This is a genomic window from Epilithonimonas sp., from assembly GCF_032055105.1.
In the GTDB taxonomy this organism is placed as follows: Bacteria; Bacteroidota; Bacteroidia; order Flavobacteriales; family Weeksellaceae; genus Epilithonimonas.
In genome coordinates this window covers 42,825-68,053 of the sequence record NZ_DAMBRK010000006.1, presented here as the reverse complement: position 1 = coordinate 68,053, position 25,229 = coordinate 42,825, and the positions used below count along the sequence as shown (strand labels likewise).

At 33.2% G+C, this 25,229-nt stretch carries 21 protein-coding genes; 15 read left to right on the top strand and 6 right to left on the bottom strand.

The genetic code is table 11. The features are described from left to right. Positions 1 to 44: 44 nt before the first annotated feature. From RTY06_RS06685 to ribA, 9 genes are all read left to right on the top strand, one after another. Positions 45 to 2,342: a GH92 family glycosyl hydrolase gene (locus RTY06_RS06685; protein WP_312823737.1), complete on the top strand. Its 2,298-nt coding sequence runs from the start codon at positions 45 to 47 to the stop codon at positions 2,340 to 2,342. A gap of 56 nt (positions 2,343 to 2,398) precedes the next feature. Continuing rightward, positions 2,399 to 3,856 carry an oligosaccharide flippase family protein gene (locus RTY06_RS06680; RefSeq protein ID WP_312823736.1) on the top strand — a complete coding sequence of 486 codons (1,458 nt, stop codon included), beginning with the start codon at positions 2,399 to 2,401 and terminating at the stop codon, positions 3,854 to 3,856. A gap of 53 nt (positions 3,857 to 3,909) precedes the next feature. Beyond that, complete coding sequence (locus RTY06_RS06675) at positions 3,910 to 4,929, top strand: sugar phosphate nucleotidyltransferase (protein WP_312823735.1); 1,020 nt, start codon at positions 3,910 to 3,912, stop codon at positions 4,927 to 4,929. A gap of 128 nt (positions 4,930 to 5,057) precedes the next feature. Continuing rightward, complete coding sequence (locus RTY06_RS06670; protein WP_312823734.1) at positions 5,058 to 5,858, top strand: DUF4292 domain-containing protein; 801 nt, start codon at positions 5,058 to 5,060, stop codon at positions 5,856 to 5,858. Then, positions 5,855 to 7,399 (top strand): peptidoglycan DD-metalloendopeptidase family protein, encoded by a 1,545-nt coding sequence (locus RTY06_RS06665; protein WP_312823733.1) that lies wholly within the window; start codon positions 5,855 to 5,857, stop codon positions 7,397 to 7,399. The genes RTY06_RS06670 and RTY06_RS06665 overlap by 4 nt, the downstream gene beginning before the upstream one ends. Before the next feature lie 30 nt (positions 7,400 to 7,429). Beyond that, the gene (gene tatA / locus RTY06_RS06660) at positions 7,430 to 7,636 is read left to right on the top strand and encodes a twin-arginine translocase TatA/TatE family subunit (protein ID WP_312823731.1); all 207 of its coding nucleotides are present in this window, start codon (positions 7,430 to 7,432) and stop codon (positions 7,634 to 7,636) included. Between the two features lie 9 nt (positions 7,637 to 7,645). Next, positions 7,646 to 8,260: a DUF4254 domain-containing protein gene (locus RTY06_RS06655; protein WP_312823729.1), complete on the top strand. Its 615-nt coding sequence runs from the start codon at positions 7,646 to 7,648 to the stop codon at positions 8,258 to 8,260. Then, positions 8,257 to 8,715 (top strand): hypothetical protein, encoded by a 459-nt coding sequence (locus RTY06_RS06650; RefSeq protein WP_312823727.1) that lies wholly within the window; start codon positions 8,257 to 8,259, stop codon positions 8,713 to 8,715. Before RTY06_RS06655 ends, RTY06_RS06650 begins: the two co-directional genes overlap by 4 nt. A gap of 20 nt (positions 8,716 to 8,735) precedes the next feature. Next, the gene (ribA, locus tag RTY06_RS06645; protein WP_312823725.1) at positions 8,736 to 9,332 is read left to right on the top strand and encodes a GTP cyclohydrolase II; all 597 of its coding nucleotides are present in this window, start codon (positions 8,736 to 8,738) and stop codon (positions 9,330 to 9,332) included. Between the two features lie 68 nt (positions 9,333 to 9,400). Here the strand turns inward: ribA and RTY06_RS06640 are convergent, their stop codons facing one another. Continuing rightward, positions 9,401 to 9,691, bottom strand: a complete 291-nt coding sequence (locus RTY06_RS06640) for an HU family DNA-binding protein (protein ID WP_116035236.1) — start codon at positions 9,689 to 9,691, stop codon at positions 9,401 to 9,403. Between the two features lie 360 nt (positions 9,692 to 10,051). Here RTY06_RS06640 and panD point away from each other — a divergent pair, with 360 nt between their 5' ends. Further along, positions 10,052 to 10,402, top strand: a complete 351-nt coding sequence (gene panD / locus RTY06_RS06635) for an aspartate 1-decarboxylase (RefSeq protein WP_116035234.1) — start codon at positions 10,052 to 10,054, stop codon at positions 10,400 to 10,402. A gap of 4 nt (positions 10,403 to 10,406) precedes the next feature. Next, complete coding sequence (locus tag RTY06_RS06630; RefSeq protein WP_409450832.1) at positions 10,407 to 11,432, top strand: lysylphosphatidylglycerol synthase transmembrane domain-containing protein; 1,026 nt, start codon at positions 10,407 to 10,409, stop codon at positions 11,430 to 11,432. 55 nt (positions 11,433 to 11,487) lie between these two features. On the opposite strand, the gene RTY06_RS06625 is transcribed toward RTY06_RS06630, so the two are convergent. The 4 genes from RTY06_RS06625 to RTY06_RS06610 all read right to left on the bottom strand — a co-directional run bounded on the left by RTY06_RS06625 (position 11,488) and on the right by RTY06_RS06610 (position 17,918). Then, entirely contained in the window at positions 11,488 to 14,529 is a 3,042-nt protein-coding gene (locus tag RTY06_RS06625) for an SMC family ATPase (protein ID WP_312823716.1), read from the bottom strand. Between the two features lie 74 nt (positions 14,530 to 14,603). Then, a complete protein-coding gene (locus tag RTY06_RS06620; RefSeq protein ID WP_312823714.1) occupies positions 14,604 to 15,809 on the bottom strand; it encodes an exonuclease subunit SbcD in 1,206 nt (401 codons plus the stop codon). A gap of 61 nt (positions 15,810 to 15,870) precedes the next feature. Further along, a complete protein-coding gene (locus RTY06_RS06615) occupies positions 15,871 to 17,235 on the bottom strand; it encodes a HAMP domain-containing sensor histidine kinase (RefSeq protein WP_312823711.1) in 1,365 nt (454 codons plus the stop codon). Further along, positions 17,232 to 17,918, bottom strand: a complete 687-nt coding sequence (locus RTY06_RS06610) for a response regulator transcription factor (protein ID WP_312823710.1) — start codon at positions 17,916 to 17,918, stop codon at positions 17,232 to 17,234. Before RTY06_RS06610 ends, RTY06_RS06615 begins: the two co-directional genes overlap by 4 nt. A gap of 274 nt (positions 17,919 to 18,192) precedes the next feature. On the opposite strand from RTY06_RS06610, the gene RTY06_RS06605 reads away from it, so the two are divergent. The 4 genes from RTY06_RS06605 (at position 18,193) to uvrC (ending at position 22,398) form a co-directional block, all read left to right on the top strand. Further along, on the top strand, positions 18,193 to 19,530 hold the full coding sequence (locus RTY06_RS06605; protein ID WP_312823709.1) for a hypothetical protein: 1,338 nt from the start codon (positions 18,193 to 18,195) through the stop codon (positions 19,528 to 19,530). 10 nt (positions 19,531 to 19,540) lie between these two features. Continuing rightward, a complete protein-coding gene (locus tag RTY06_RS06600; protein WP_312823707.1) occupies positions 19,541 to 19,963 on the top strand; it encodes a Dabb family protein in 423 nt (140 codons plus the stop codon). A gap of 31 nt (positions 19,964 to 19,994) precedes the next feature. Further along, a complete protein-coding gene (locus RTY06_RS06595) occupies positions 19,995 to 20,474 on the top strand; it encodes a hypothetical protein (protein ID WP_312823705.1) in 480 nt (159 codons plus the stop codon). A 130-nt stretch (positions 20,475 to 20,604) separates the two neighbouring features. Beyond that, complete coding sequence (uvrC, locus tag RTY06_RS06590; RefSeq protein ID WP_312823703.1) at positions 20,605 to 22,398, top strand: excinuclease ABC subunit UvrC; 1,794 nt, start codon at positions 20,605 to 20,607, stop codon at positions 22,396 to 22,398. A 34-nt stretch (positions 22,399 to 22,432) separates the two neighbouring features. Here the strand turns inward: uvrC and RTY06_RS06585 are convergent, their stop codons facing one another. Continuing rightward, positions 22,433 to 25,228 carry a T9SS type A sorting domain-containing protein gene (locus tag RTY06_RS06585; RefSeq protein WP_312823701.1) on the bottom strand — a complete coding sequence of 932 codons (2,796 nt, stop codon included), beginning with the start codon at positions 25,226 to 25,228 and terminating at the stop codon, positions 22,433 to 22,435. Between the last annotated feature and the right edge of the window lies 1 nt (position 25,229).

Genomic DNA, 25,229 nt, shown 5'->3' with positions numbered 1-25,229 from the left:
CAATCATAATTAATATTTGATTAAATTGCTTCAAAATTCCTAGAATGTTTTCGAAAAACCACATTGCGATTTTATTTGTTCTATTTACTTCATTATTCAATTCTCAAAAAATACAGAACCTTGCAAAATATGTCAACCCAATTATCGGAACCGAAAAAATGGGACATACTTTTCCCGGTGCGACTGTTCCTTTTGGAGCTGTTCAATTGAGTCCTGAAACCGATACTTTATCTTACGAGATCAATGGAAAATACAATCCCGATGTTTATAAATATTGTGCAGGTTATCGTTATGAAGACAAAACCATTGTCGGATTTTCACACACACATTTCAGTGGAACAGGACATTCGGATTTGGGAGATTTTTTGATAATGCCAACAGTTGGAAAAGTAAAATTAAATCCCGGAACTGCGCAAAATCCTGAAAGTGGATTCCGTTCTAGATTTTCTCATCAAAACGAAAAAGCAGAAGCGGGATATTATAGAGTGAAACTCGATGATTCTAATATTTTAGCAGAATTAACAGCAACAACAAGAGTTGGATTTCATCAATATACTTTTCCAAAAGCTGATGACGCACATATTATTTTGGATTTGATGTCCGGAATTTACAATTATAACGACAAGAATGTCTGGACTTACGTGAGGATTGAAAACGACCACAGGATCACAGGCTACAGACAAACCAACGGCTGGGCAAGAACCAGAACGGTTTATTTTGCAATGGAATTTTCGAAGCCTTTCAAATCTTATGGCCAGAAAAACTTTGATACCAAACAAGCTTACAGAGGTTTCTGGAGAAAATGGAATCAGGATGAGAATTTCCCGGAAATTGCAGGAAAGAAAATCAGAATGCATTTTGATTTCGATACTCAAGAAAATGAAAAAGTTCAAATCAAATTTGCACTTTCGCCTGTTAGTCAAGCCAATGCTTTGGAAAATTTACAAAAAGAAACGCCAGATTGGAATTTTGAAAGTGTAAAAAATCAGGCTCAAAATGATTGGAATAAAGAACTTAATAAAATAGTTGTCAATACATTAAATGAAGATGATAAAGTGAATTTTTACACAGCAATGTATCACACTTTCATCAATCCGACAACTTATATGGATAGCAATGGCGAGTATAAAGGTCTTGACCAGAATATTCATCAAGCTAAAGATTTTACTAATTACACCACATTTTCACTTTGGGATACTTATCGAGCTTTGCATCCGTTTTTCAATATCATCCAACCAAAAAGGAATGATGATATGGTAAAATCTATGTTAGCACATTATGACCAATTCAGTTTGAAAATGTTGCCGGTTTGGTCGCATTATGCTAATGAAAACTGGTGTATGAGCGGTTATCATTCGGTTTCTTTGATTGCTGACGCCATTATTAAAAACACATTTACAGGAAATCCCGAAGAAGCTTTGCAAGCTTGTATCGCAACTTCCAACAAACGAAACTACGAAGGAATCGGCGAATATGTTGACAAAGGCTACATCTCCGCAGAAAAAAATGGAACATCAGTTTCCAACACTTTAGAATATGCTTATGATGATTGGGCAATTGCTCAAATCGCTAAGAAATTAGGCAAAACTGAAATCTATAATGAATATATAAAACGTTCAGAAAACTGGAAAAATGTCTTCGATAAATCAATTGGTTTTATGAGACCGAGATTGTCTGATGGAAGTTTCAAAAAAGAATTTGATTTGCTGAGTACGCACGGACAAGGTTTTATTGAAGGAAATTCTTGGAATTACAGTTTCTTCGTTCCTCACAATCCAAATGGTTTGATTGATGCAATGGGCGGAAAAAAGAAATTTGGAGACAATCTTGACCAATTATTCACAATGCATTTGCCTGACGAATTTTTTGCGGATACGGAAGACATTACTCGTGAAGGAATTATCGGCGGTTATGTTCACGGAAACGAACCTGCGCATCACGTTGCTTATCTTTACAATTTTGCAGGACAACCTTGGAAAACTCAGGCTCAAATCCGAAAAATCCTGACAATGCAATACAAAGCAAAACCTGATGGATTAGGTGGAAATGATGACTGCGGACAAATGAGTGCGTGGTATATTTTCAGTAGTTTAGGTTTCTATCCTGTTTCGCCGGGTTCTGATGAATATTCGATTGGAAGTCCAAGTGTGAAGAATGCAACTTTGAATCTTGAAAACGGAAAGTCATTTGAAATCGAAGCTAAAAATCAGTCTGATAAAAATGTTTATATCGAAAAAATCGAACTGAATGGACAAGCACTAAAAGATTTTACTATCAAACATCAGGATATTATGAATGGTGGAAAACTGACCTTCTATATGACCAACAAACCGAAGAAATAAAATTGGATTTTGACAGAATCAATTAATTTTGCAAAAATTTTCGAACTGAAATCAAAATGAAGAAACTTCTCGGACAAACCGCTCTTTATGGATTAACGACTGTGATTATCAGACTTTTCCCATTCGTTATCAATCCAATTATTACGAGAACTTTTGGACCAACAGCCTATTCTCCTTTTGCTGATTTTTATTCTGTAGCAGGTGTTATCGCTGTGCTTTTAACTCACGGAATGGAAACCACCTTCTTCCGTTTTGCATTGGACGAAAAAGATGATAGAAAGCTGATTTCAACCTCATTTTTCAGTGTTTTGGCGGTGACTTTGGTTTATCTATTTTTCACATTATTTTATAGACAACCATTGGCGGAAGCTTTCAAAACACCAGATCAAGTTGACTTGTTGGCAATCTTAACTGTGACTTTGGCTTTGGATGCTTTTTGCGCGATGCCTTTTGTAATGCTGAGAAAAAATGAGAGACCGTTAAAATATGCAGGTATCAGAATTACAAACGGAATTGTTAACTTCCTTTTGGTTGTATTTTTCATCATTATTCTTCCAAAATATCCAGATGGACTTTTCGGTTTAAAATACAGTTCAGAATTTGGAATTGGTTATGTTTTTGTAGCGAATCTGGTTGCAAGTTTAATTACCTTTTTGATGTTGTCAAAAGAGCTTTTCATAGCAAGAATCAAATATTTCTCTTTGGAACTTTGGAAAAAAATGATAAAATATTCCTGGCCGATTACCATTGCAGGTTTGGCTGGAATCATTAATGAAACATTTGACAGACAATTTTTGAAATTCCTTTTACCAGAAGAAATTGCAAGACATCAATTAGGAATCTATGGAGGCGTTGCCAAAGTTGTGACTTTTGTAATATTGTTTAGACAAGCCTATTCATTGGGAATAGAACCATTTTTCTTCAGTAATTCTAAAAAGGAAAATGCTAAAGAAATGTATGTCAAATTAATGGATATTTTCATTGCTATCAATTGTTTAATAGTTCTATTCTTATCAGTCAATCTCGATTGGATTGCAAAAGTTTACATCAACAATCCTGAATATTATGAAGGCATTGGAATCCTTCCGATTTTATTCTTCGCCAGTTTATTTTTGGGAATTTATCTCAATCTTTCTATTTGGTATAAGTTGACGGATAAAACGATTATCGGAGCATATATTTCAGCAATTGGAGTATTGATTACAATTCTGATTAATTTTTATTTTATACCAAAATATGGATATTGGGCTTCAACTTGGGCGACTATTGCGAGTTATTTCACAATGATGGTGATATCCTACATTTGGGGACAATGTAAATATCCAGTTCCTTACAATATTTACAAAAATTCTCTTGTTATTCTGATAACTATGTTGATATCGCTTGTGTGTTATCAATATTTAAAAGAAAACATTTGGTTGGGTAATCTTATATTTCTAATTTTGGCAACCTTCTTGCTAAGAAAGGAAAAGTTAATTCCTAAGAAAATCCTTAATAAAATTGGAATAAAATAACAACTCAAACTAATTATAAACCAAACTAACGACCAACATACAAACTAAAAGTTATGAAAATAATAGTTCCAATGGCTGGACGCGGATCCAGACTAAGACCACACACATTAACAGTTCCCAAACCTCTCATTCCTATTGCCGGAAAACCAATTGTCCAAAGATTGGTAGAAGACATCGCAAAGGTTGCAAATGAACCAATCGAAGAAATTGCTTTCATCATTGGTGATTTCGGGCCAGAAGTAGAAGCTTCTCTAATAAAAGTAGCTGAAAACCTTGGTGCAAAAGGAACCATCTATGCTCAGACCGAGCCACTAGGAACGGCTCACGCAATCAATTGTGCAAGAGAAAGTATGAGTGGTCGTGTAATCATTGCATTTGCTGACACATTATTCCGTGCAGATTTTCATCTTGACACCAATGCTGATGGTGTGATTTGGGTTAAGAAAGTAGATGACCCATCTGCTTTCGGTGTTGTAAAATTGGATGATTATGGTTTCATTACAGATTTTGTAGAAAAACCAAAAGAGTTTGTATCTGACCTTGCGATTATAGGAATCTATTACTTCAATTCTGCTGAAAAATTGATGGCCGAGATTGATTATATTATGGAAAATAATATTACTGATGGTGGCGAATATCAATTAACAACAGCTTTGGAAAACCTTCGAGCTAAAGGTGCTAAATTCTCTCTTGGGAAAGTTGACGATTGGATGGACTGTGGAAACAAAACAGCAACAGTTGAGACCAATAGCAAAATCTTGGAGTACGAAAAGGAATGCATGGCAAAATATCCTGAGTCTGCAGTAATTGAAAACTGTATGATTATCCCACCTTGTTTCATTGGTGAAAATGTGAAAATTTTAAATTCCAAAATAGGTCCAAATGTTTCTCTTGGAAATAACACAGTTATTATTAATTCAAATATTGATAACTCTTTGATCCAGGAAAACACAATCATAGACCACGGAAACTTAAGTAATTCTATGATCGGAAACTCTGCAAAGTACTTTGGTGTTGCAAGAGAGATTTCTTTGGGAGATTATTCAGTTTTAGATTTCGTTTCTAAAGATTAATTTCTAATTAATAACATATCAGCTTTGTCAAGGTATATTACTTTGGCAAAGTTTTTTTTAGATACCAATCTGAAAATATTAGCCTATTTTTGGCGTTAATATTGTTAGACTTTCCTTAAAAAGAGTTTATGAAACCATATATTTTAACTATACTTTCTGCACTAGCTTTCACTTCTTGTAGTGTTCAAAAGAAAACGACTCAAAATAATACAGTCAGTACGACTAAAGCAATTGATAACAACGCCCAATTTTTCTCATCAATAGAAAAAAAATCCAATTTTGATGCTGTTAAAATCAATAGTAAAATAGATGCAAAAACAGGTTCTTTCATCCCAACTTTAGATGCTGTTATTTATATAGAAAATGGTAAAAAAGTATGGATGAATCTTGTAGCAGTATTTATCCCTGCTGCAAGAGGTGTTGCAACTCCAGAAGGGATCAAAGGTTATTATAAATTGGATAAAACTTACATCGATTCTGATTTTGGCTATCTCAACAAGCTTTTGAATGTTAATTTTATCGATTATAATGCTTTGCAGAATCTTCTTTTAGGAAAGACATTCATCCCAGTTTCAGATAATGATTACTATTTGACACAAAACGCCAACGGTTTTAATTTGACTTCAAAACAAACTCAAAAAATCACCGAAAATGGAAAAACTACCGAGTACAAGATATCATTGGATTACGACCAAGAGTTGAATTTGAATCATGTTTTATTAACAAACATTGGCAATAACAATCAGCTTGATATTACTTATTCTAACCGAGAAATTCTCAATAATGAAAGCTTTCCAAAAAGTGTTAAAATAATTATAAAAGCCGATAAAACAGACGAAATATTATTAGAAAATACGAAATTTGATTTTTCCCGGATGGAAACTACTTATTCCGTTCCTGCCAATTACAAAAAGACAGAGATTAAATGATTAAGAAATTAAGTTTTTTTATAAGTATCATCCTTTTCGGAAGCGTATTTGGACAAAACCCTCAGAAAGACAAAGAGGTTTTGCAAAAACAAAATGCTGATTTGAAGAAGCAAATTTCTTCCCTCAATACGACTTTGAGCCAAACCAAAAAAGAATCCAAACTTTCCATTGCATATCTTAATGCTGTAAATCTAAAACTCACACTGCGTGAGAAGGTTTACAACAACACTCAGAAAGAAAAAAGATATATAGAAGACGATATATACAAACGTCAGTTGGAAATCAATAAAAACAATCGCGAGCTGGAAGTTCTTAGAAAAAATTATGCTGAAATTCTTGTAAAAGCTTACAAAACAAAAGGCGTTCAAAACAAAGTAACTTTCATTCTTTCTTCCAAAAATATGGGAGAAGCTTTGACTAGGATAGAATATTTGAAAAGATACTCAGAATATCAAGACAAAAAAGCGGCTGAGATATCCAATAAAGCTAACGAAATCAAGAAAAACATTGCTCTCAAGAAAAGATCTGTTTCAGAAAAGGACAACCTTCTAATTTCCCAGAAAAAAGATCTTGCTACAATAGAAATCGAGAGACAACAAAAACAGGATCTGTTGAATGAGTTCAAGAAAAATGAATCTAAACTAACTGCTGAACTAAGACAAAAGCAAACTCAGCAGAAAGAACTCCAAAGACAGATTGCCAATATTATTGCTGAAGAAATACGACTTGCTAAAGCAAAAGAAGAAGCTGAGAAAAAAGCGGAAGCGGAAAGAAAAAGGTTAGCGGAGATTGCTGCTAAAAAAGAAAAAGAAAGAATAGAAGCAGAAAATAGAGCTAAAATAGCGGCGGCTGAAGCAGAAAGAAAAAGGGCGGAAGCAGAAGCTAAAAAAGCAGCAGAACTTTCTGCTAGAAGAGCTGAAGAAGAAAGAAAATTAGCAGAATCCAACAAAACGGCTGAGAGAAAATCGGCTGCGGAAAAAGCATCAAGAGAAGCAGCTGCATTAGCAAAAGAAAAAGCTGATAGATTGGCTACAGCAAAAGCTAATGAAGATGCTATAAACAAAAAGAACGAAGATGCAAAAGAAGAAGCAGAGAAAAAGGTAATGAAAAGTTATGGTGTAGGATCGGTTGTAGGTAATAATTTTGCAGAAAATAAAGGAAGGATTAGTTTTCCTGTTGAAAGAGGAACAGTAACGCATAAGTTTGGTAGACAACCACACCCTGTTTTCAAAAATATTATTGAGGATAATTCCGGAATTAAAATTGCGGTATCACCGGGAACAAAAGCAAGATGTGTTTTCCCTGGTGTAGTATCTACTATCCAAGTAATCAATGGCAGCCGTACTGTTTTTGTAAAACATGGAAATTATTTTACAATCTATTCAAATTTGTCTAGTACGCTTGTTAAAGCTAATCAACAAGTATCTGCTGGAACTCTTATAGGAGAAGTAGGAACAGATTTTGATGATTCTGTAACTTTAGACTTCCAGATATGGAATGGACAAACCCCAGTAGATCCATTAGGTTGGGTTTCGTATTAAAAAATAATTTAACTTTGCAAAAAAATTAAGATGATAATATCAACAGTTATATTAAGTCTATCTTGGCAACATATATTAATCGTTGCTTTGATTTTGCTTTTATTATTCGGAGGAAAAAAAATACCTGAATTAATGAAGGGTCTAGGTTCTGGCATCAAAGAGTTTAAAGACGCTGTAAAAGAAGATGACAACAAGAAGAAAGATAATTCTTCTACAACTAATGACCAAAACCAATAAGAATTATTAATGAGCTTAACAGAAAAATCTTGGGAAATTTTTAACCAATCGGTTAATGATTATCATATTAATGACGATGTTAATTCTGAAGAAATCAATCCATTCCAAGCTAATAGTTTGGAATGGATTTTGTATTCTAAGAATTGGATTGATACCGTTCAATGGCACTTGGAAGATATTATCAGAGAAGAAGATATAGATCCTTCAGAAGCTTTAAAAATCAAAAGAAGAATTGACAAACTGAATCAAAAAAGAACAGATTTGGTAGAACAAATTGATTTTTGGTTTTATAAAAGCTTCGAAAATATTACTCCTAATAAAGACGCAAGAATCAATAGCGAAACTCCAGCTTGGTGTATAGATAGATTTTCGATTTTATCTTTGAAAATATATCACATGTCTATAGAGGCATCTCGTGAAGACGCTTCAGAAGAACATAAATCACAATGTACCCAAAAGCTAAATGTACTTTTGGAACAGAAAAAAGATCTCTCTACAGCAATAGACCAATTGCTTTCTGACATTGAAAACGGTAAAGTTAAGATGAAGCTTTATAAGCAAATGAAAATGTATAACGACGAAAGTCTTAACCCAATCCTGTATCAAAAAATGCAGAAAAAATGAAAAGTTTCAGTAAACTTTTAGCAATATTAACAATAATTACGGTTATAGATTCTTGTTCTACAAGTTCGGCAGCATCAGATGAGTTACATTATGGTGCTGTTTCAGATACTTATGCATATCTTTCTCCGGAAGCTATAGTTTACGCCTCTTCTATTTCCAATTTGATTGCAACATTTCCAAAATTCAGGAATGATGCGGTCAACAGAGAAGTTTCTTCATTGAAAGTTTCACTTTCAGATTATCTGGGTGCGGTTCGCGACTTCAACCAATCATCCAAGCACAAATCTTTAGAAGCTTTTGAAAGATATTATAAAAAGATTCAAAAATTGAGAAAATTTATGATAAAAGATGATGACGAGGTCTTGAACAGATACATGGTTAAGATTAAAACTAATATCAATCTTCTAGAAGCATCTCAATCAAGAACAGAAGGTACTTCTATGTCATCTAATTAATCTTCACGACCGCTCACTTCATGTTACAAATACAAGCAGAATCAAACGTTGCCACAGATTTCGGGGAATTTAGAATGATGGCTTTTTCTGAAAACGAAAAAGACTGGATGCCTCACATAGCTTTGATTGCTAAAAACACAGATCTCAGCCAACCAGTCAATGTAAGAATCCATTCAGAATGTATTACTGGAGAAGTTTTTCATTCACAAAAATGTGAGTGTGGACAACAACTAAATTCTGCAATGCAATATATGCAAGAAAATGGAGGTATAATCATATACCTGAGACAGGAAGGAAGGAATATCGGAATTATTAATAAACTGAAAGCCTATGCTTTGCAGGAAAGAGGCTTGGATACTGTACAAGCTAATCTAGAACTAGGTTTACCTGCAGATGATCGAGATTTTGGAATAGCTATAGAAATGTTGGAGCAATTGAATGTAAAGTCTCTAAATCTAATGACCAATAATCCAGAAAAAATCCAGATCATAAAAGATAGTAAGATTCAGTTCAATTCCCGGATACCTTTACAAATCAAATCTAATGACTCTAGCCTTGGTTACTTAAAAACCAAAAAGAGCTACTTTGGACATCTATTGGATGATGAAAATGATTAAGTCTTAAATAATAAAAAACAAAAAAACCGTCTTATGACGGTTTTTTATTTGAATAAACTCAAATCAAATTATTTTTTCTTAGCTCCAGATACAGCAGTAGCTAAATCTGCTCCAGCCTTGAACTTAGCAACAGTTTTAGCCTCAATTTTGATTGGCTTCTTAGTTGCAGGGTTGATACCTTGTCTAGCAGCTCTTTCAGACACTGAGAAAGTACCGAATCCTACTAGAGATACTTTACCGTCTTTTTTCTTAAGTGTTTCTGTTACGTTAGCAACAAATGATTCCAAAGCTTTTTTTGCAGCAGCCTTTGTGATTTCTGCATCTTTCGCAATAGCGTCGATTAATTCGGACTTGTTCATAATATTTATTAATTAAAGTTATGTTGTTATAGCAAATATAAGACAATTTTGATATCATGCAAATAAATTTAAAAAAAATAGCGAAGTGTTTATCTTTTTTTCAAAAACATTGTTTTTTTAACAAATTGACTTTTGACGAAAATAGTCGATTTAAAGATGATAATATTTCAAAATAATCTAATATCCATCATCAACTACAAACAATTTATACAAAATCGTGCCAAATTTGTAATTTCATAAAAACATAACTCAATTTTAAAACAATTAATAATACCGAAAACCAATCTGTTTTTTTGAAAAAACATTAATTAAAATAAAATCTTCTTTTCCAATTTTATTTATTAGCGTAAATTTGCACCTATGTTAATCGAAGTTTTTAAATCGAAAATTCACAGAGTCCGTGTAACTGCATCGGATCTTGACTACATCGGAAGTATTACTATTGACGAAGACCTTATTGAGGCTGCTGGTTTGATAGTAGGCGAAAGAGTTTACATTGTAAATGTTAACAATGGTGAGCGTTTTGACACTTATGTTATCAAAGGAAAAAGAAAGTCTGGCGAAATCTGTCTCAATGGTCCTGCTGCGAGAAAAGTCCAGAAAAACGACACTATCATTATCATTGCCTACGCACAGATGACTCCTGAGGAAGCCAAAGACTTCCAACCAAAAATCGTTTTTCCGGACGAAAAAACTAATCTTCTAACATAACAATATCTTGGAAGAGAAGAAACCAACAGTACTCAAAAACGTTCTTACCGTTTTAATTTCTATTGCAATTGCAGGTGTTTTTCTTTGGGTTGCACTCAGAGGATTAGACTTTGATAAAATCAAAAACTCTTTACAGAAAGCCAATTATCTTTGGGTTTTGTTTGCAGCAGTTTTCGGAGTTTCAGCCTACATTTTTCGAGCTGTAAGATGGAATCTACTTCTTGAACCAATGGGTTACAAAATCTCCAATAGTAATTCCCTTTGGTCACTTTCTTTCGGATATCTGATGAATTTGACTATTCCCAGAAGTGGTGAAGTTGCCCGTTCAACAGCACTTTATGGCGTAGAAAAAGTACCTGTGGACAAATCTTTTGGAACGATTATTCTCGAAAGAGTTGTTGATTTGGTCTGTATGGGGATTTTTGCATTGTTGACATTAGTTTTCAAATATGATGCATTAATTGCTTTTTACAAATCTGCAACTCAACAAAAAGAACAAACACAACCCCAATCAGATTCTAATACGTTTTATATTATTTTAGGTTGTATTGCTTTAGTTCTGATTTTATTTTTCGTTTTCAGAAAATCATTACAGAAACTAAGCATTTATAATAAAATAATAGATTTTGGAAAAGGAATTTTCGAAGGTTTAAAATCTATTTTCAAACTTCGTCAAAAAGGAAAATTCATTCTTTTGACAGCAGGAATCTGGATTTGTTATTTCTTCGCATCTTATTTGGTTTGCTTTTCACTTCCTGAAACTTCCAATTTCACTCCGGCTGATGGATGTTTCATTTTAGTTGTGGGAACATTAGGAATGATTATCCCTGCAAGTGGCGGAATTGGTGCTTTTAATCTTGCAATGAAATTCGGGTTCACTGCATTGTTTATTTCTATGGGAAAAGACGCGATTGAAGGCGGAGAATTAGGTCTAGCCTACTCTTTCATAACTTTGCCTTTGCAAATCATTATTATGCTCGTAATGGGCTTAATTTCGATTCCAATGTTAGCGAAGAATAGAAAGATTTAGAAAGAAAAACAAGATAAAAGGCAAAAAATTCAAGTTTTGAACGTTTCAAAAAACTCTAAAACTCTCCCACTCTCAAACTCAAAAAACTTCCATTTTCCTCATCTTTGGTAACATTCAAAGAAATTGGGATTTTCTCTTTCAGGTCTTCAACGTGTGAAATGATTCCGACAATTCGGTTTTCTTTTTGGAGATTCATCAATGTTTCAAAAACAAGATTCACAGATTCCGGGTCTTGCGTTCCGAAACCTTCATCAATAAAGAAAAAGTTCTTATCCGATTTTGCCTGAGACTGGACACTTTCCGCCAAAGCTAAAGCCAAACTCAACGACACCTGAAAACTTTGTCCGCCAGATAAAGTCTTGACGCTTCTTGTTTTTCCTTCGTTCAGATAATCAATAATTTCAAATTCATTTTTGTCATTAACTTGCAAACTCAGTTGATTCTTTGTCATTCTATGAAATCTCACATTGGCATTATCACAAAGCTGTTTTAGATAAATCGATGAAACATATTGCACAAAACCAGAACCTTTAAAGAGATTAAAAAGCGTATCAAGATTGCTCTTTCTCAGCATCAATTTATCCTGTTCGACAATCAATTCCTTCTTTATATCAAAGCTTTTTTGCAAGTCAGAAAGTTGTTGTTCTACAATGGTCAATTGTTTTTGTAATTCTGAGATATTCTCTTGGGAACTCAAAAACAATTCTTGTTTTGCCAAGAAACTAGATTCGTCAAAATCAGATTCTTTTAGTTTTAATTTCAAAGAACTGATGATTTCTTTCAACGTATTGAAACTGATTTTAAAATCCTGAATTTCTTTTCTTATCGTCTGAACATCAAAATCTTGAGCCAAGATTACTTCAACTTCTTCAATATTTTTGAATGAAGATTTTGATAAAACAGATTCTAAATTTTCATTATTTTCTTTTTCCGATTTCTGAAGTTCTACAATTTGCTTTGAAATCTGAGAAAGCAATGTTTCCTTGGAAGCTACTTTCGGAGTGATTTCAAACAGATCTTTTTGAAGTTGTTTATATTGACTTTCTACCGAAGTGTTTTTCTCAGATAACGTTTCAGATTCAATCTTGATTTCTTCTGAATTACTATTTTCAAAATCTGTAAAATCAAGAACTTTCAAACTGTCTTTCAAGTCGAAAACCGAAGTTTCTAAACTGATTTTTTTATTTCTAAATTCAGCAATTGCATCTTCGAAACGTTTGGTTTCTTTCTGTTGATTTTCGAATATTTTCCGATTATCATCAAGAATTTTTTCCGCAGAAGAAATGTTTTTTTCCAATTCCAAAGCTTGATTTTTTTGAATCTGAAAATCATTTTCATTCTCTTTATCAAACTGTTTCCAAATAAATTGTTCCGAATGGAATTGCAATTTTTTCACAGTTTCTAATTTTTGATTTTCTAATTCAACTTTCTGATTATCAAAAGCCTGCTTCAGTTCAATAATTTTACTTACTTGAGATTCATCAATTCTGATTTTCTCAAGTTCCTGTTCAATTTCAAGAATTTCAGAATTCAATTTTTTCATTGATTCCGAAACATTTTCAGAAACCAAAATTTCTGGATGTTCTATCGAGCCACAAAGCGGACAAGGTTTTCCACTTTCAATATTTTGAGCAAATTCTGCTAGTTTTTGCGACAATTCCAGATGACTTTTCTGATTCTGAAGATTTAGTTTTCTTTCATTCAGAGATGTTATTTTTTCAGAAAAATCGGATTTCCAATTCTTGGGAAATTGATTTAGTAACGATTCTTGACTTGCAATTTCTTCTAATTTAGAATTAATATTTTTTTGATTTTGGTGTAATTCATTTTGAAAATTTTTCTGAGTCTGAAACCAATTTTCAACTTCCATCAGAATTTTTGTATCTGTTTTTTTCGATTTTAAATCAGATATATTATTAATTTCAGAATCAATATTTTTCTGAATCTCGATTTCTCTATTTTTAGAATTTGAAATGGTTTCTTCGCCTTTTCCAATTCTTTCTAACAACAAATTTTTCTGAATTTCAAAATCTAAAACCTTCGAAATGCTCAATAATTCAACCGCTTTTTGCTTGCTATTTTCAAGTTGATTAAAATCGTTTTCTAAATTCGAAATATTCTTTTTTAAGTTGTTCAAATTTTCAGAAAGCGAATCAAATTCAACCTTTGTTAATTCCTGAACTTTTACATTCTTAGAAATCTCTATTGACAAACGTTTTTGCTCCGTCAACAAAGATTTGAAAATCCGTTCTGCGTTTTCAAAAACCTCCAAATCTTGTTCAAGTTTTTGAAATTTTTCATTCTCATTTTCCTTAATTTGAAATTCAGATTCTTTGATTTTAAGATTATCAGAATCAGTTTTAAGATTTTTAAGCTTTTGAAATTGAGTTTCAAGTTGGTTATGAATTTCTTTTTCTTTCTCAAAATTCATTTTTGAAAGGCCAGCTTCATCTCTTTTTCGATGAATCAATTCCTCAGAAACTTCTTCAAAAGTTCCCAGTTTCCCTTTTAATTCAGCCAAAAATACGTCATTACTTCTAGACAATTCAGAGACTTTATCCTGCAAATCATATTTGTGAAGTCCAAAAATCTCCTTCATCATCTGCGTTCTGTCTCTTGCTCCCAACTCCAAAAACTCCTTAAACTGACCTTGCGGAATGATAATCGTGCGCTTAAAATTATCATAACTCAAACCCAGAATTTCCGAGGCATTGGTGTTTTCCATTGGAATCCATTCTCCATTTTTTTCTTCGTAGAAAATAGAATTAGAGATTTCAACTTTATCAAAACGTTTGGAATTCCTTTTAAATTCTCGCACAGCACGAAACTTTCTGTTCTCATAATTCTGAAAATCAAACTCGATGAAAGACCTGTTACTGCGGAGATTCATCATATTATAAGCCCGGCTGTCTTTGCTATTCATCCTTTCAGTCTCGCCATAAAGCGCAAAACTCACAGCTTCTAGAATCGAGGATTTTCCAGAACCAACAGAACCAAAAATCCCGAACAAACCAGCTTGAGTCAGTTCAGAAAAATCGATTATTTGACGGGTTTGGTAAGAATAGAGTCCTTCTATGGTAAGTTTTATTGGAAGCATTTTTTGAGTTGGAAAGTTTGAGGTTTTGTGTGTTTGAGAAATTGTCAGGCTGAGGCTCTCGAAGCCATTTCATTTTAAATTATCTCTTTGAAAATTGACAACAATTCATCATTAGGTTCCTGATTTTGATTTTTCGATTTGAAATAATCTTTGAACAAATCCTGAATATCCTGATTTAGATTGATACTAATATCCGCTTGACTTAAATCAGCAATATTATTCGTCAATTTTGGAATCAGATGAATAATACCATTGTGCGTCTGATAGAGTAATTTTCGGTCTTCAGCTTTTAAAAAAGTATCGCTTTCCAAAGTTAATTCTATCAAGCAATCTTGGTTTTCCTTAAGCCAATCAACAGCTCTATCAACGTTATTAAATGTTTTTCGAAATAATGTTTTTCCTTGAGTTAAAGGAATATTTTTAAGACTGACATTTTGATTCGGTTTGGCTTCGATAATTGTCACAGATTTCTTTTGTCCAGCTTCGGAAAAACTATAACAAAGCGACGATGATGAGTAAACAACAGGTTTCTCAGTCGTTCCAATATTTTGATAATTATGCAAATGTCCCAACGCAGAATATTGAATCTGCTCAGGAATAATCTCAGAATAAATCAAATCTGCGTTGCCAATCATAATCGGTTTTTCGCCTTCTGGTTCTTCGGGTTTTGGCATTCCTTTTTTCATCATAAAAAGATGAGTAAGCAGCACATTCACGCCATTTTCATCACAATAATTTTCAGCAATATTTTGCCAATTTTCTTTTAGAATTTGATTCAGAGCGATTTCTTTGTTGTCTCCGCCGAGGTACTCTTTTAATCTAATTTCATTGGCGTAAGCCGTGTGAAGAATTCGAATCGGGTAATCGAATTGATTTAATTTTAGTTCAATAAATCCTTTATCAGTATTAATTATTTTAAAGTGTTCAAGTTCAAAAATCGGAACCTCGGCATTTAGATGACCGATGAGAATAATCCCGCATTCTTTTGCGAGTGGGTTTGGAGCATCAATTCTATCTGGTGAATCGTGGTTTCCTGCAATGGCGATAACTGGACGTTCACCATTTTTGGACAATTGTTTCAAAGTTTTGTAAAACAATTCTACAGCTTCGGTTGATGGATTGAAATTATCAAACAAATCTCCAGCAACCAAAACCAAATCTATATTTTCGGAATCAACAATCTCAACCAGTTCTTTCATAACTAGTTTTTGCTCTTCTAATCGGGAAAAATTTTCGAGACGTTTTCCAAGATGCCAATCGGCGGTGTGCAGGATTTTCATTTTATAATTGTATCAAGAACAAATTTAATTCCTAATTGACAACTTACAAAATAAATCCCGTCTATATTTCTAAAGGTAAAGAAACTAAAAAAACAGAACCTTTTCCCAACTTCGATTTTACATCAATTGCACCATTATGAATCGTAATAATCTGATGAACAATAGATAAACCTACTCCATTTCCTTTTTCACTTTTTTTGTTCTTTCCTCGGAAAAATAAATCAAAAATATGAGGAATATCTTCGGAGTCAATACCTGCTCCGTTATCACTAAAATGTAATTGAATAGTTTTGTCGTCATTAGAAATCTTAACATTACAAGTATTATCCCGAGAATATTTGCAGGCATTTTCTATCAAATTCACAAATGCAACCTGCAATAGATAAGGATTACCTTTCATATCAAAAAAACTAGATTCTGACGTCACATCATTATCATATTGAATAGCTACTCTATATTGTCCGTTTTTGTTAATAACATTCAGTTTTGCATCTACTAAAACCTCATCTACTCTGATGGTTTTGAGATTAATTTGAGAAATATCGTAACTCGCTCTTGCAAAATCTAGCAACGCAGACGAAAGTTCTGAAGCTCTGTTAGCATCTTCCAAGGCATTATCAATTGATATCTTATAATCGTCTATGGTTTTGTTAAGTTCTTTCGCCAATTCCAATTCTGTTATCAAAATAGATAATGGCGTCCGAAACTCGTGCGAAATGGTACTTACAAAATTCCTATGATTATTAAAACTCTTCTCCAACCTATTAAGCGTAGAGTTAAATGACTTACTCAAATCGTACAACTCATCCTTGGTTTTTGGAAGCTCAAGCCGCTTATTCAAGTTATGCTCAGAAATATCCTGAATTTGACTAATGATATATTTGAGCGGTCTGATGGTATAATTGGAAAAAATAAAACCTATGATAAAAATAACTATAACAGAAAGAACATACGCAATAATGACATTCTTTTTGAAGGTTTTGATATGCTCCATCCCTGTAACATCTTTGGCTCGTCCAATCATGTAAAAATCCTGATCATTATAAGAATACACAATTCCTAAATATTGCAAATCACCACTACTCCATTTCAACCTGTCTTTTTTATTGATTTTTGAAAGAATCTTGGGGTTTCCCAATTCGATATCAAAATCAGAAAACAAAAGTTTACCCTTAGAATCATAAACACTGATTTCTGCTTCGTTGAGTAGTTTTTGATTTTTCTGATGTAGTTTTCTTATCAAAGAATCCTGCATCTTAGCGTCGAAAATAAACTCTGCTCTCCAAATAATTTTGTAATCCAACCTATCAAAAAACTCGTCTTGTCTGTTTTTTTCCGAAATAAAATAGATGATGTAAGTAAACACCAACAAGATACTCGCTGTCAATATCGCATACGCTAAAGCTGTTCTGGTAGCTAATCTCATAAGTTATAAGTTAGAATAAATCCCATTCCGGATTTGGTATGGATGAGTTTTTCCTCGAAATTTTTATCAATTTTTTTTCTGAGATAAGTGATGTAAACATCGATATAATTGGTTCCTGTATCAAAATTATTCCCCCAAACACTTTCTGCAATCTCGTCTCTTGTTAAAAGTCTTTCTGGATTTTCCATCATAAAATGTAGCAATTTGAATTCTTTTGGAGTCAAGCTGATCTCAATATCATCTCGAAAAACACTTTTGGTATTTTCATTGATTTTCAAATTCCGGTAAGTAAGAAATTCTTTTTTCGGAAGGTTATGAGTTAATCCTCTTCTTTGCAAAACAGCTTTGATTCTTGCATAGAGCTCGCGCAATTCAAAAGGTTTTACCATATAATCATCGGCTCCAGCATCAAAACCTTCTATCTTTTCATCAATCGTTCCAAGAGCTGTCAACATTATGATTGGCAAATCTTCGTAATTCTTTTTTATTTTTTTACTCAGTTCCAATCCATCCATCTTATGAAGCATAATATCTGTGATAACAAGGTCAAATTTGACGCGCTTCAATATCAATAGAGCTTCTTCTGCATCTTCCGAAATATAAATCTGATAACCTTGATTTTCCAACCCTCTTTTCAAAAGACCGGAAACCCTAGCATTATCTTCAACTATTAATAGCTTCATAGAAAATTTTTGTGATGATTACGCTTCAAAATTACAACATAATATGATGATGTTAGAACCTCAACCAATTTCATCTTTATTTAAAACTCAATCACAAAAGCCTCAACCACCTGAATTAAAACAATTTAAATCAAAAATATCAAATCTTGTTAATGGTTTTCTAAAAAAACTCTAATAGTTTTCTAATAGTCTTTGAAAGCATCCCAATCTAACTTTGCATCACCAAACAAGAACAATTAAAAACCTTATCTGATAAGGCATAATTCAGAAAGTCATGAATAGAAAATTAACTCAAATCATTGGTTTATCCATCTTAACATTAGCTCCAACTGCTTTTGTAAAAGCTCAAAAAGCAGAGAAAACTAATGATTTCAAAAACCCTCTTTTAACCCATTATCTTAATGACGAGCATACAAGGTATATCTCATTCAGTGGTTATGCAGAACTTTGGGCAAGATATACACAGCTGAACCCAGGAAGTCTTGTCAACAGCCAACCAGAAAATTCGGTTTCCGACCTTTCTCTTAGAAGAATAAGAGTTAAAATGCAGTATCAGCCGACAGAAAAGTTATTATTTGTATTGCAGGCTGGAACTACCAATGTTAATGTTGCTTCCAAAACTGCAACTTCATTAGAATTACTTGATGCTTACGGAGAATACAAATTCAATGATAAAATTGCATTTGGTATCGGACGTTCTACTTGGAAAGGCTTATCAAGATTCACAACCGGACCATTGAATACATTATTATTTGATTTACCAGCTTACGCAACTTCCAACACTGGAGTTTTGGATTACACTGTAAGAGAATTTAATGCATATTTGAAAGGTCAATTAGGGAAATTTGATTACCGATTGGTAGTTATTGACCCTTACAACAATACTTCTGCTGACCCTAAATATAATGTAGCAACATTTAGCAAAAATTCTGTTAACAAAGAGTTTACAGGATATTTCAGATATCAATTCTTGGATAAGGAAAGTATTGCATCGCCTTTCAATTCTGGAACTTATGTTGGAAAGAAAAAAGTTCTTGCACTTGGCGCCGGTTTCGATTATCTGAAAGACGCTTTGTATCATAAAGATGCTTCCAGCAATGTCATTAATGATGATATGAAAAATCTTGCAGTGGATGTTTTCTATGATACGCCTATCAACAAAGAAAAAGGAACATCATTCTCAGCTTACGCAATGGCAATGCATAACGATTATGGACCAAACTATGTAAGATACGTTGGAACCAACAGTCCTGCTTCTGGTGTTGATGCTACAAAAGCAAGTTTGAATGGTGCCGGAAATGCATTCCCAATTATAGGGACAGGTAACACTTACTTCATACAAGCTGGAGGTACTTTACCTTACTTCAACAAGTCTAAAAGTACTTTACAATTGCAACCTGCCGCAAGTATTCAAATCTCAAATCTTGATGGATTGAAAGAAAACTCTGTTACTTATGATGCAGGAATCTCTCTACTCTTCAATGGGATGTCTTCTAGATTGACATTTGATGCACAGAACCGTCCTATCTACATGCCCGATGCTAACAGCAGTCCAGTCGTAACAGACAGAAAATGGCAGTTTGTTCTGAAATACAGAATAGACTTTAATTAAAATTAAAAAAATGAAAAATATTATCCGAGGAATTTTCCTGTCTTTATTTCTATTAGTTGCAGCAAATATGAATGCACAGAAACAAACAACAAAAAATACACCTATGAAATCAGAACAAAAAGTAACCCATTTCCATAGCTTATTATTTTGGCTAGACCCAGCTCTTCCGCCAGAAAAAGTAAAAGAATTTGAGCAGTTTTTTGTAGGATTATCAAAATTGCCTTATCAGAAAAACCTGCATTATGGCGTACCTGCAAAATCATCTCCCAGAGCTGTATTAGACCAAACATTCACCTACAATTGTACAATGGAGTTCGATTCTTTGGAGGACTTGGAAGCCTACGGAAAAATGCCCGAGCATCTTGCTCTTGTCGCAAAATACAAACCTTATTTCGTAAAAATGAAAGTTTACGACACTGCTTATATCAAATAAATCAAAACAACATTAATACATTTTAAAAACAATGAAAAACATTATCAAAGGGATCTTCTTATCTTTATCTCTATTAGCAACAGCTCAAATGAATGCGCAAAAAAAAGCACATAAAAACGTGAATGTAAAAGTAGAAGAATCCGAAAACGCAATCCCTGCCGTAAGATTAATCAGTAACCCAGATGGTACTAGTTCTTTTGAAAGAGGAACAATCCCAACCCTGAAACACATGAATACCACAACCTTTTGGATAAATAATAAAACCGAAGAATGGGAAAAAAATACTCACAAAGCTCCTAGAAGACAATACGTCATCACATTGAAAGGTAAAATCAAATTCAAAGTGAGTGATGGCTCAACATTCATCATCGAACCTGGAGTTATACTTTTAGCTGAGGATACAACTGGTGTAGGACACAGCTGGGATATGGTAAACAGCAAAGAATGGGAAAGACTATATGTTCCTATTACAGAAAACGCAGACGATCTTTTTGTTGTTGATAAAAAATAATTCTACATCTAGATTTTCATAAATTGAATTAAGTTTTAATATCGAAAGGCTTTGGCATTATTGTCAAAGCCTTTTTTTCATTTTATAGTTTCTAATTTCAAAACTCGGATTCATTCCGTAAATTTGTATTGTGAATCCCAATCTAGAACTTCAACTCAAAACCCTACCTAAAGAGCCTGGCGTTTATCGTTATTATGATAAAAACGACCAGCTTTTGTATGTCGGAAAAGCCAAGCAACTCAACAAAAGAGTGCTTTCTTATTTCAACAAAAATCAAAATGGTTACAGAACGCGGATTATGGTTTCCAAAATCCACAGATTGGAAACAACTGTTGTAAATAGTGAATATGATGCGCTTTTGCTAGAGAATAACCTCATCAAAGAACATCAGCCTTTTTACAATGTGATGCTGAAAGATGATAAGTCTTATCCGTGGATTTGCATCAAGAATGAAGATTTTCCCCGTATTTTCCTAACAAGAACAAAAATAAAAGATGGTTCCGAATATTATGGTCCTTATGCGAAAGTAAGACCTGCCAGAATTTTACTTGATACGATTAAAAATCTTTATAAAATTAGAACTTGTAATCTAAATCTTGCGCCTGAGAAAATTGCTGATGGAAAGTACAAAGTCTGTCTAGAATATCATATCAAAAATTGCAATGGCCCGTGTGAAGATCTAGAATCTAAGGAAGACTACGATGAAAAAGTAGAAGCAATCCGAGGAATTATCAAAGGAGATTTCCGATTTGCAAAGAAATATTTGGAAGACAGAATGTATCGCTTTGCTGCAAATCTAGAATTTGAGAAAGCACAGATATTGAAGCAAAATATTGAGTCATTAGATGATTATCAAGCAAAACATACGGTTGTGAATCCAAGTATTGATGATGTGGATGTTTTTGGGATGACGAGTGATGAAACTGCAGCTTATGTCAATTATTTTAAAATAAGAAATGGTTCTATCGTACAAAGTTTTACAACAGAAATCAAGAAGGTTTTAGAGGAAAGTGATGAAGATATTCTGGAAGAAGCGATTATTGAAATTCGTCAAAAGTTTTTGTCTGAATCGAGAGAAATATTAATTCCTTTTCATCTTGGAATCGAAATCCCGAATGTAAAATTGATTGTTCCCAAAGTTGGTGATAAAAAAAGAATCGTGGAACTTTCTGAAAAAAACGCCAAAGAATATCGTCTTGAAAAACTAAAACAAGTCCAAATTGTTGACCCAGAAAGACACACGAATCGAATAATGGCTGAGATGCAAAAACTCTTGCATATGCCGGTTGAACCAAGACATATTGAAGGTTTTGATAACTCCAACATTCAAGGAAGTAATCCTGTTTCGGCTTGTGTGGTTTTCAAAGATGGGAAACCAAGCAAAGCAGATTACAGAATTTTTCACCCCAAAACTGTAGAAGGTCCGAATGATTTTGCAACAATGGAAGAAGTGATCTACAGACGTTACAGAAGATTATTGGACGAAGGAGAACCTTTGCCACAATTGATTCTGATTGATGGAGGAAAAGGGCAATTATCTTCTGCTGTCAAAAGTTTGAAACTGCTTGGACTTTACGGAAAAATCACCATTATTGGGATTGCAAAACGTTTGGAAGAAATCTATTTTCCCGAAGATTCTATTCCGTTGTATCTAGACAAAAAATCGGAAACTTTGAAAATCCTGCAACGTGTAAGAGACGAGTCTCACCGTTTTGGCGTGAAACACCACAGAACCAGAAGAAAGAATTCTACCATAAAATCTGAGCTGGAAGAAATCCCAGGCGTTGGACCAAAATCTATTGAACTGCTTTTATCGAAACTAAAATCTGTTAAAAGAATCAAAGAATCGGACTTGGCAACTCTGGAAGAAATTCTTGGAAAAGCAAAAGCAAAAATTGTTTGGGAGTTTTTTAATAAAAACTAAAAGAGCACCATTTTCGATGCTCTTTTAATTTTTATCATTTCTTAATTATTTTTTTTGTCTCTACAAAATCATCCGTATAAATCTTAACCAGATAAACTCCCGAATTGAATTGGCTGAAATCTATATTATCTGATTTTAATTCTAATATTTTAATTCCAGAATAATCATAAACTTCAACATTTTGGATTTTCGATGGACTTTGAATTTTCACTTGATTTGATGTTGGATTTGGATAAACAGATACAACTATTCTATCTTTCCCTTCTAAGTTTTCTACTTGAAGTAAGTCTGGCAGTTGGTCAATCACTTGTAATTGTATGTATTCTGATTTATTAGTATATGCAGAAAAATACAATGTATTGCCATCGCTCGCTATATTTTTAAAGGGAACAGCTAAAACAGAATAATCTTCTTCAATGTTTGTATTACTATCTACAATATTGACGTTAAATGAAGTATTGACACCCCCAAATCTTACTATTCTTGGATCAGATGTATTTAAAGTATATAAATAATTTTTACTGCAAGCCATTTCGTTCTCAGTAAGATTGGCGGAAAGATATGTAGTTCCAACAGTTGTCCCGTTACTTCTATATAGTCTATTATTGTGCAATATGAACATATCATTGCCACATTTTGTCAAAACATTAGAGTCAGAATATGATGAAGATTCTGATAAGTTAGTACTTCCCAATGCTTTTACAAGAGTAGTTCCATTAGCGGTACCGTCCGTTTTATGAAGACTAATAGTTCCACTTTTGAATGTTAAAAAATATAAAATCCCATCATTAACCAAAGAGTGGTTTGTAAAACTTGTATTGATATTTTTCAATAGTGAAGTTCCGACTTGCGTTCCATCTGAACTATAAAGATCAACATATGCGCTCTGAACATTAGTCGATTTATAAAAGATAATTTTTGAATTAATTACGCCTACCATCTTTAAAATTTGGACACTTTCATTTGAGAAGTCAATTGCTTTCTTAGTATTTGCAACTGTTCCATCGGTCTTCCAGATTGACCAACGACTATTTTCATCCATAAAAGAAAAGTACAGGAAATCATCCAGCATATAACCATTGTTCAATTTAGAATAGTAGTCATTACTATAAAATGGCATTTCTTTTAATAGAACAGGAATCGAAGAGCTATTTTCCAAAAGGTAAACCTTTAGTTTGTCACTTTTCGTTATATAAACAACAGCTTGGTCTTTAAAATTATTAAAACTGATGAGTTCTTCTGTCAATGGGATAAATTTTGTATTTTCTTTAATTCCGTCAGACTTGATTAAACCATTGCTGTTATAATTGCTGTACGCATAGTAAAAATTTCCTACTTTCAAAGTTTTATCCACAGTTCCAATGTTGGCTGTGAAATTACTTACTTGAGTTAATTCACCAGAATTAATAGACTTCTTGAATAATTGTTTTTGACCTATAGAACTCGTGCTAGCAATGTAAAATAGACTGGTATCAATTTTCAGATAAGAAGAAAGATAGCTGTTGTAGCTAAAATTTGTATCTATGGCCAGTTTGTCTTCCTTGGTCAGTACATTGTATTTATAAAGTTCTCCACCGTGCTCAGAAATACCTGTTCCTGCTTGACCATCTAATCCATAGAAAAAAATATTACCATCTAGTTCTATATAGTTGCCATCCCAAAAACCATTTCCAAAATTGATTTTTTTTACACTCGTAGCATTTTCATCTGATATCCAGATACCGCTGTTATATTGCTCGGAAGATTTGAATATCAAATAATTTTTTTTACTTGATAAGGTCGCGAAATCTAAATCCGAATCTTTAACCGTAAGATTAGCCTGAACAGTATTCTCAGTACTACCATCTGTTTTCCATATACTTTGATCGGTATCTATATAAATTTTATCCTTGAATTTAAAAAGCTTAGAAATAGTCTCTGTAAATAATTTTACAATCTTTGTATTGGCCTGTGTTCCGTCGCTGGACCAAAGATTATTTTTAGAATCATAAAAAACTATTTTATCATTTACTACATCGCCATTTAAAGAGGATATATCATTGATTGGCATAATACTTTTTGTTCCGGCTTCTGTCCCATCTGTACTCCACAAAGCTTTTACACCATTATTTCGAGCCAAAAAGAACAATTGATTTTGGAATTTTATCATCCCAAAATTTAGACTGACCAAAGAAGAATCAGTAGCTTCAAAAACCCGGAATGGTTTTGTTCCTTCAACCGTCCCATCTGATTCCATTATAATATGTTGATTATAGTTGTTCTCAGAATAGTAAAGTTTATTATTTAGAAAATAATATTGTGATTTGTAGTTTTTACCCGTCAAAGCTATGGTTCCTGCAAAGGTCCCATCTGAAGACCACAACTGGTAATCTGTAATTACAAATAGTTTTTCGCCATTGGTAAAAATATCTATATAAGCGTAAGCAGCTGAAGAATTGTATAATTGTTTTACAACCTTGGTACCTTCTTCTGTTCCATCGCTTACCCATAGTTGATTGTTATTGTCATTAAGATTAGTCCCTACAAAATAAAGTTTTCCTTTGAAATTAACTATTGGACTCTTGATTCTACTGTAATAATGAGTATGATTTTGCGCAAAATTTTTCAGGACTTTTGCTTTTTTAGAATCTTCGTTATACGACCAAAGTTCATTTCCTCCAAACTCATATGGTCTATTTCCCGAAAAAATAATTTTACCTTCATATTCTGTAATGTAATAAGGGCTCCCACTACCAGAATAATTATGAGCCATCAACTTCGTATTTAGAATATTTTGTGCATTAGCAGTAATTGAAATAATTAAGACTAGTAATAAGTATACTTTTCTCATA

Coding starts and splice junctions, on each gene's coding strand:
- RTY06_RS06625 (WP_312823716.1), bottom strand. CDS start 14,529: ATGCTTCCAATAAAACTTACCATAGAAGGACTCTATTCTTACCAAACC.
- RTY06_RS06620 (WP_312823714.1), bottom strand. CDS start 15,809: ATGAAAATCCTGCACACCGCCGATTGGCATCTTGGAAAACGTCTCGAA.
- RTY06_RS06675 (WP_312823735.1), top strand. CDS start 3,910: ATGAAAATAATAGTTCCAATGGCTGGACGCGGATCCAGACTAAGACCA.
- RTY06_RS06670 (WP_312823734.1), top strand. CDS start 5,058: ATGAAACCATATATTTTAACTATACTTTCTGCACTAGCTTTCACTTCT.
- RTY06_RS06600 (WP_312823707.1), top strand. CDS start 19,541: ATGAAAAATATTATCCGAGGAATTTTCCTGTCTTTATTTCTATTAGTT.
- RTY06_RS06655 (WP_312823729.1), top strand. CDS start 7,646: ATGAGCTTAACAGAAAAATCTTGGGAAATTTTTAACCAATCGGTTAAT.
- ribA (WP_312823725.1), top strand. CDS start 8,736: ATGTTACAAATACAAGCAGAATCAAACGTTGCCACAGATTTCGGGGAA.
- panD (WP_116035234.1), top strand. CDS start 10,052: ATGTTAATCGAAGTTTTTAAATCGAAAATTCACAGAGTCCGTGTAACT.
- RTY06_RS06610 (WP_312823710.1), bottom strand. CDS start 17,918: ATGAAGCTATTAATAGTTGAAGATAATGCTAGGGTTTCCGGTCTTTTG.
- RTY06_RS06680 (WP_312823736.1), top strand. CDS start 2,399: ATGAAGAAACTTCTCGGACAAACCGCTCTTTATGGATTAACGACTGTG.
- RTY06_RS06650 (WP_312823727.1), top strand. CDS start 8,257: ATGAAAAGTTTCAGTAAACTTTTAGCAATATTAACAATAATTACGGTT.
- RTY06_RS06685 (WP_312823737.1), top strand. CDS start 45: ATGTTTTCGAAAAACCACATTGCGATTTTATTTGTTCTATTTACTTCA.
- tatA (WP_312823731.1), top strand. CDS start 7,430: ATGATAATATCAACAGTTATATTAAGTCTATCTTGGCAACATATATTA.
- RTY06_RS06595 (WP_312823705.1), top strand. CDS start 19,995: ATGAAAAACATTATCAAAGGGATCTTCTTATCTTTATCTCTATTAGCA.
- RTY06_RS06605 (WP_312823709.1), top strand. CDS start 18,193: ATGAATAGAAAATTAACTCAAATCATTGGTTTATCCATCTTAACATTA.
- RTY06_RS06615 (WP_312823711.1), bottom strand. CDS start 17,235: ATGAGATTAGCTACCAGAACAGCTTTAGCGTATGCGATATTGACAGCG.
- RTY06_RS06665 (WP_312823733.1), top strand. CDS start 5,855: ATGATTAAGAAATTAAGTTTTTTTATAAGTATCATCCTTTTCGGAAGC.
- RTY06_RS06640 (WP_116035236.1), bottom strand. CDS start 9,691: ATGAACAAGTCCGAATTAATCGACGCTATTGCGAAAGATGCAGAAATC.
- RTY06_RS06585 (WP_312823701.1), bottom strand. CDS start 25,228: ATGAGAAAAGTATACTTATTACTAGTCTTAATTATTTCAATTACTGCT.